General features: G+C 49.9%; 8 protein-coding genes. 5 read left to right on the top strand and 3 right to left on the bottom strand.

Annotation, left to right across the window (positions count from 1 at the left end; genetic code table 11):
• Positions 1-180: 180 nt before the first annotated feature.
• The 3 genes from NTY76_00220 to rpmB all read right to left on the bottom strand — a co-directional run bounded on the left by NTY76_00220 (position 181) and on the right by rpmB (position 1,468).
• Positions 181-537 (bottom strand): response regulator, encoded by a 357-nt coding sequence (locus NTY76_00220; protein ID MCX5677523.1) that lies wholly within the window; start codon positions 535-537, stop codon positions 181-183.
• 15 nt (positions 538-552) lie between these two features.
• A complete protein-coding gene (locus tag NTY76_00215; protein ID MCX5677522.1) occupies positions 553-1,104 on the bottom strand; it encodes an XRE family transcriptional regulator in 552 nt (183 codons plus the stop codon).
• A gap of 127 nt (positions 1,105-1,231) precedes the next feature.
• On the bottom strand, positions 1,232-1,468 hold the full coding sequence (gene rpmB / locus NTY76_00210) for a 50S ribosomal protein L28 (GenBank protein ID MCX5677521.1): 237 nt from the start codon (positions 1,466-1,468) through the stop codon (positions 1,232-1,234).
• Positions 1,469-1,515: 47 nt separating this feature from the next.
• On the opposite strand from rpmB, the gene recG reads away from it, so the two are divergent.
• Genes recG through NTY76_00185 form a run of 5 tightly spaced genes read left to right on the top strand, consistent with a single transcriptional unit; the run spans position 1,516 to position 6,813 of the window.
• On the top strand, positions 1,516-3,612 hold the full coding sequence (gene recG / locus NTY76_00205) for an ATP-dependent DNA helicase RecG (GenBank protein MCX5677520.1): 2,097 nt from the start codon (positions 1,516-1,518) through the stop codon (positions 3,610-3,612).
• Positions 3,603-4,193: a 16S rRNA (guanine(966)-N(2))-methyltransferase RsmD gene (gene rsmD / locus NTY76_00200; GenBank protein ID MCX5677519.1), complete on the top strand. Its 591-nt coding sequence runs from the start codon at positions 3,603-3,605 to the stop codon at positions 4,191-4,193. The genes recG and rsmD overlap by 10 nt, the downstream gene beginning before the upstream one ends.
• Positions 4,153-4,641, top strand: a complete 489-nt coding sequence (coaD, locus tag NTY76_00195; GenBank protein MCX5677518.1) for a pantetheine-phosphate adenylyltransferase — start codon at positions 4,153-4,155, stop codon at positions 4,639-4,641. The genes rsmD and coaD overlap by 41 nt, the downstream gene beginning before the upstream one ends.
• A gap of 10 nt (positions 4,642-4,651) precedes the next feature.
• Positions 4,652-5,635: a phosphate acetyltransferase gene (pta, locus tag NTY76_00190; protein ID MCX5677517.1), complete on the top strand. Its 984-nt coding sequence runs from the start codon at positions 4,652-4,654 to the stop codon at positions 5,633-5,635.
• A complete protein-coding gene (locus NTY76_00185; GenBank protein MCX5677516.1) occupies positions 5,635-6,813 on the top strand; it encodes an acetate kinase in 1,179 nt (392 codons plus the stop codon). Before pta ends, NTY76_00185 begins: the two co-directional genes overlap by 1 nt.
• Positions 6,814-6,837: the final 24 nt, after the last annotated feature.

Raw genomic sequence — 6,837 nt, 5'->3', positions numbered from 1 at the left:
GAACATCAAACATATCTTCGAGCCGTTCTTCACCACCAAGATGGACGCCACAGGCGTTGGTTTAGGGCTTTATGTCATTAAACAGCTCATAACTCGCATGGACGGTAATATATCGGTGGAGAGTAAAGAGGGGGAAGGGGCGGTGTTCCATCTGAGATTTAATAAAGCTAAATAGCAAAATTAGAGCAACAGCTTCTCTATAGTTTTTGAGATATTGTTACGATCGAAAGGTTTTACTATATAATCGGAGGCGCCTGCGCTAACAGCCTCCATGGCAGTCTCTACGCTTTTATATCCGCTGGTTACTAGGATTTTAAGTGTGGGTTTCAGATCTTTTAGCTTGCGCATGGCTTCGATCCCGTCCATCCGCGGCATCTTAATATCCATTATGACAGCGTCAACGGAATTTTTCTTCAGGACATCTATTGCCTCATTGCCGTTCGTTGCGAAGAGAAGTCTGTAATCTTTCTCCAATATCAACTTCAGCGATTCCCGTATTCCTTCTTCGTCGTCACAGATCAGGATTGTCTTTTTCATCGGTTCTCCTTAAAATTAAAGCGCCGGGGGAGAGACGACAGAGATGAGGCGCGCCTCGGCTGTGCCGGTGTTTTTGAAGTAGTGGGGAGTGGATGCCTCGAAATATAAAGTGTCGCCCTTCACCAGATCGAATTTTTCCTTGCCGATATTCGCTTCCAATTTACCGTCCAGGACATAGATGAATTTTTCGATACCCATCCTGGTCTCCTCGGGATGGGTGCGGCCACCTTTCGATATCTTGATCATCGTCGGCATCATCTTCTTATTCAATGAATTCGCGGTGAGCAGTTCCGATTTAGCCCTCTTATCATGGATGAAGACGTCGGTTCTGGCGCTGCCGGCCTGCAGGTCCACCTTTTGCGCGGGAGCGACGAGGTCCTTATAGATATCGGGGAGAGATACTTCGAGAGCCCGGCAGATACTGATGTGCGAGGCGAGCGTGCCGGTCATCTTGCCGTTTTCCATGCGGCTTAAAGTGGCCAGGGCGACGCCCGACTTCTCGGAAAGCTCCAGGAGTGTCATCTTCTTTTCTTTACGCAGTTTGTGTACTATTTCGCCGACATTCATATTTTCATTATACCACGATTTTGGCTTTTGTCAAGTTCCGTTGATATTTGGCGAAAACGGCAGGCAAAAAAGAGGACGCATTTTCATAAACGCGCCCTTTTTCTTTTGAAATATACTTAGCTTTGTGTTAGAATTTGACTGATTTTACGACCTTACCTGCCTTAAGACACTTGACGCATACGGTTATTCTTTTGGGAGTACCGTTTACTATCGCGCGGACGTTCTTCAGGTTTGGAAGGAACCTGCGGGCCGTGATGCCGGTGATCTTCAAGCCTACTCCGCCCTTCTGCTTGGACATACCGCGACGGACGATGGTTCTGCCCGCAACAGGTTTTTTGCCGCATACTTCGCATATTTTTGACATTATTTTTACTCCATTTTGGAATGGATGATAACATAGGTTAAGGATAGATGCAAGAGAAAAATAGTTTGGATACACCTGTACGGTATTTTAAGGGGGTCGGCCCAAAGAAGAGCGACGACCTTGCCGCATTAGGGATAAAGACCGCGGAAGACATCCTGTATTATCTTCCTGCCAGATATGAAGACCGTTCAAAGATCGTAAAGATCCGGGACCTGAAGATGGGTGAGGCTCAGGCCATAGAGGGCGAGATAATGACTGCGACGAGCCGGCGCACCAAGAGCGGCCGCTCGATGTTCCAGGCATCAGTGACGGATCGGACAGGCATTATTCACGCCGTATGGTTCAATCAGCCATATCTTAAAGATTATCTGATCAAATCCGCGAAGGTGGTGCTGTACGGTAAAGTCGACAGATACGATAGGGTTCAGATAATGAGCCCCGAATACGAGATATTGAAGGAAGGCGAAGCTGAATCGATTCACATGAGGCGGATAGTGCCTGTATATCCGGCTACCGGTTCGCTCTCTGTGAAGTATCTGCGCGGCCTTGCGTTCCAGGCCGTGATGCGCTATTGCAGATCCCTGGCAGAACGACTTCCTACATATATAATCGCGCGCGAACATCTGGTCGACGTAAGGTTTGCATTCAGGAATATCCACTTCCCGGCGACGTTCGATAATCTCGAGAAGGCGTACAGGCGGATAGTCTTCGAGGAGTTCTTTATGCTGCAGCTCGCGCTTGCCATCAAGAAGGCTGGAACAAAAGAGGCCGTGGGGCTCGGGCATAAGGCTGGCGGGGGACTGATGACAGAGTTTAAAAATTCACTTCCGTTCGAGCTCACAGGGGGGCAAAAGAAAGCGATAGCCGATATCGAGGGCGATATGTCATCCGGAAAGATGATGAACAGGCTCCTGGAGGGCGATGTCGGGAGCGGGAAGACGGTAGTTGCGGCTCATTCCCTGGTCATGACCGTGCAGAACGGTTTCCAGGGGTGCCTGATGGCTCCGACCGAGGTTTTGGCGCGGCAGCATTTTATAGGCTTAAGCGAATTGCTGATGCCTCTCGGTATAAATATCGCGCTTCTGGTGGGCGGGATAGATCCCGAGACTAAAAGCCGGCTCTATTCGGATATCAAAGACGGCACGGTAAATATAGTCGTCGGCACTCATGCTATAATCCAGGAAGCTGTCGAATTTAAAAAGCTGGGCCTCGCCGTAGTGGATGAACAGCACAAGTTCGGTGTGGACCAGAGAGCGATATTGCAGAGTAAAGGATATAAGCCCCACATGCTTGTAATGACCGCGACGCCGATACCGAGGACCCTGGCGCTTACGGTTTACGGCGACCTGGATATTTCTGTGATAAAGGAATTGCCTAAAGGCAGGTCACCGATCGTTACATATTGGGTGAATGAATCGAAGAGGGATAAGGCATATGATTTCATAAGGGAGGAGATTGAAAAAGGCCGCCAGGCGTATGTGGTATGCCCCAAGATCGATGAATCGGATACCGGGCCGAATAATTGGGAACTATTGCCGAAGAATAAAGTGCAAAATGTTACCGAGACATTTGACAGGCTTAAAAATGAGGTATTCGCGGGATATGAGATAGGGCTGTTGCATGGCCGGATGATCCCGAAGGAGAAAGAGAAGGTAATGAAGGACTTTAAGAAGGGCAAGATTAAAGTCCTCGTATCTACAGTGGTTATCGAGGTGGGAATAGATGTGCCTAATGCCACGGTAATGCTTATAGAGAACGCCGAGCGTTTCGGCCTGTCACAACTACACCAGCTGCGCGGAAGGGTCGGCCGCGGGGAGCATGAGAGTTATTGCATATTGCTCGCTGATCCTAAGACCGATGAGGCCTCCGGCAGACTGAAAGCGATCGAAGGAACTCTCGACGGATTTCAGATAGCGGAGGCCGACCTTGAGATCCGCGGCCCGGGCGAGTTCTTCGGGACCCGCCAGCATGGGCTGCCGGAGATAAGGTTCGGCAATATACTGAAGGACTTCGGGATAATGGAGCTCGCGCGAAAAGAGGCGTTCGACCTTGTGAAGAAAGACCCGGCATTGAAAGAAGAACATCATCGATTGCTTAAGATCGCGCTTTTTTCCAGATTCAAGGATAAGATATTATGCGAATAATCGGCGGAGAGTTCAAATCCAGGCTTATTTCGATGCCGAAAGGCGTTGATATGAGGCCGACACAGGATAAGGTGAGGGGGGCCGTCTTCAATATACTGGGCGATATTACCGGAAAACGCGTCCTGGAGCTATTTGCCGGAAGCGGGGCCTTCGGCATAGAGGCCATATCGAGAGGCGCCGGCCATGCGGCCTTTGTGGACAATAACTTCAGGTGTATTGAGGCGATAAAGGAGAACCTCGGGTCCCTTAAAATAGACAATAACCGTTACGATCTAATTAAGGCGGATGCCCTTAAAGTCTTCCCGAAACTATTAGGGCAGGGCGAAAAGTTCGATATTATATTCATGGATCCGCCTTATTACCGGGAGTTGGCCAAAAAGTGCTTGATAAATGCGGACGCTTATGATATATTAGCGCCCATTGGTCTAATAGTGGTAGAGCATTTTAAGAAGGATATTCTTCCGACAGGTTTCCGAACCTTTATTCTCAGCCAGGAGAGAAGGTATGGGGATACTGTTATAACTATATTTAGAAGAGAGTATGCCAAAAGCCAAGATAGCGGTTTATCCGGGGACGTTTGACCCCATTACCTACGGACACATTGACCTCATAAAGAGAGCCTCCAGGATATTCGATAAGGTAATAGTCGCGATAGCCCATAATAAACCTAAGGGGACATTGTTCAATGTCCAGGAACGCGTCGCTATGCTCAAGGACGTCGTGAAAGGCATGGAGAATGTGGTGGTCGATGACTTTGACGGCCTGGTAGTGAATTACGTTAAGAAACAGGGTTCCTGCGTCATGATCAGGGGGCTCAGAATGTTGACCGATTTTGAATACGAATTCCAGATGGCGCTTACCAATAGGAAGCTCGCGGGCGATATCGAGACGATATTTATGATGCCGCATGAAGAATATTCATACGTATCGAGCAAGCTGATAAAAGAGGCGGCGATGCTCGGAGCCGACCTGACGAGTTTCATTCCGAAGGCCTGCGCCGTTGCGCTTAAGAAAAAATTAAAACTGTAAGGAGCATGCTTTGAGTATCATTGATGAGATAAGAAGTAAGGCAGCGAAGAACCCTAGGAGGATAGTCCTCCCGGAGAGCGATGACCCGAGAACGCTCGCGGCGCTCAATTACATCCTGGACAAGAAGATAGCGAAGATAGTATTGATCGGGAAAGAGGATATCAGGTCGAAGATAAAGTCAAAGAATCTGAAGGATGTCGAAATAATAGATCCCGTAAAATATGGAAATATCGAGTCGATAGCGAATGAGTATTACGAATTGAGAAAAGCGAAGGGCATGACCCTCGAGGAGGCCGGCCAGGCCGTAAGAGAGGAATGGGTCCTCTTTGGCGCAATGCTAGTCAGGCGCGACCTCGCCGATGGTTTTGTGGCAGGCGCGAATCATACGACCGCGGATACGGTGCGCGCGGGCCTTAGATGTCTCACAGTCGATAAGGAGCTGGCGGTCGTAGCGGGAGCGTTTCTGATGGAAGTGCCCTCTTCTCCATACGGAGAGAAGGGCGTCTTTATATTCGCGGACTGCGGAGTTAATCCGGAGCCGAACGCCAGACAGCTCGCCGGCATAGGAGTCCTGTCAGCAAGATTATTTGAGCAGCTGGTGAAGAAGACGCCGAGGGTGGCTTTCTTGAGTTACTCGTCGAAAGGCAGCGCCGAGGGCCCGCTAGTGGATAAGATAAAAGAGGCCATCGCGAAGGCTAAGCAATCGGCGCCGGACCTGTCGATAGACGGAGAGCTCCAGGTCGACAGCGCGCTTGTCCCGGAGGTCGCGAAGATAAAATGTCCGGCCAGCGACGTAGCAGGTAGGGCCAACGTATTGATATTCCCGGACCTGAATTCAGGAAATATTTCATATAAGCTCACTCAGAGGCTCGCCAATGCCAGAGCGGTCGGGCCGCTCCTTATGGGATTTACCAAGCCCTGCAGCGATCTGTCGAGGGGCTGCAACGTCGATGATATTATTGACGCCGTGGCTGTTACGGCGGTAAGGGCATAATGTTAATTCTAGTCATAAATTGCGGTAGCTCTTCCGCGAAGTATCAGCTCTTTGATGTTAAGAACCTGCGGTGCATCGCGCGCGGAATGGTGGAGAGGATAGGCAGCCCTCTCGCTAACCTGAGATACCAGAATAACGGTAAGCAGCTCCATAAGAAGGTCGCCTGTCCCGATCATTACGTCGCTATACGCATAATCGTCGATTCTCTCACCTCGCCCGGCCACGGCGTTATAAAGTCCAAGGATCTTATCAACGGCATCGGGCATAGGGTCGTGCACGGCGGTGAAGAGTTTAAACGTTCTACGATGATTACGCCCGGCGTAATAAGGTCGATAGAGAAGTACAGCGAGCTTGCGCCGCTGCATAATCCTCCAGCTCTTTTAGGGATAAAGGCCTGTTTGAAGATATTGAGCGGAGTGCGGCAGGTAGCGGTCTTCGATACATCGTTTCACCAGACTATGCCGCCCGAAGCTTTTCTATACGGCCTGCCGTTCAAGTTTTACAAAAAGTACGGCATAAGGAAATACGGTTTTCACGGCACAAGCCATCGTTTCGTAGCCGACGAGGCCGCAAAAATATTAAAACGTCCTTTGAAAGGTCTGAAGCTGGTCACCTGCCACCTCGGGAACGGCTGCAGCATGGCGGCCGTCAAGAACGGCGAATCCATAGATACCACTATGGGTTTTACACCTTTAGAGGGGCTGGTCATGGGGACGCGGTCGGGAGACCTCGATCCGGCGGTGGTATTCTACCTGATGGAGAAAGAGAAGCTTTCGCCGCACCGCATAAGCGATATTCTGAACAAGGAGAGCGGGCTTCTGGGTATATCGGGTGTGAGCAATGACATGCGCGATATAATGAAAGCCGCCAGAGGCGAGAATAAATCGAAGGGCCTGCCGCGCGCCCGGATGGCGCTGGAGATGTTCATATACAGGATCGAGAAGTATATTGGCGCGTATCAGGCGGCGATGAACGGGCTCGACGCGGTGATATTGACCGCCGGAATAGGTGAGAACAATCCGTGGATCATGAAACGGCTGAAGAAAGATCTTAGGAGGGTGGTTTCTAAGAATACGAAATTTCTTATTATCCCGACCAATGAGGAGCTTTTGATAGCCAGGGATACGTACAACATAATAAAAAGGCCGATGTCAGAGACATCGGCACTTAGCCTGTAATGCGGCTGAATAAACTAGGAGCAA

This window comes from Candidatus Omnitrophota bacterium (genome assembly GCA_026387175.1).
In the GTDB taxonomy this organism is placed as follows: domain Bacteria; phylum Omnitrophota; class Gorgyraeia; order 2-01-FULL-45-10; family 2-01-FULL-45-10; genus CAIMPC01.
Note: the sequence above shows the minus strand (reverse complement) of the source record. Positions and strands in the feature narration are given on the sequence as shown.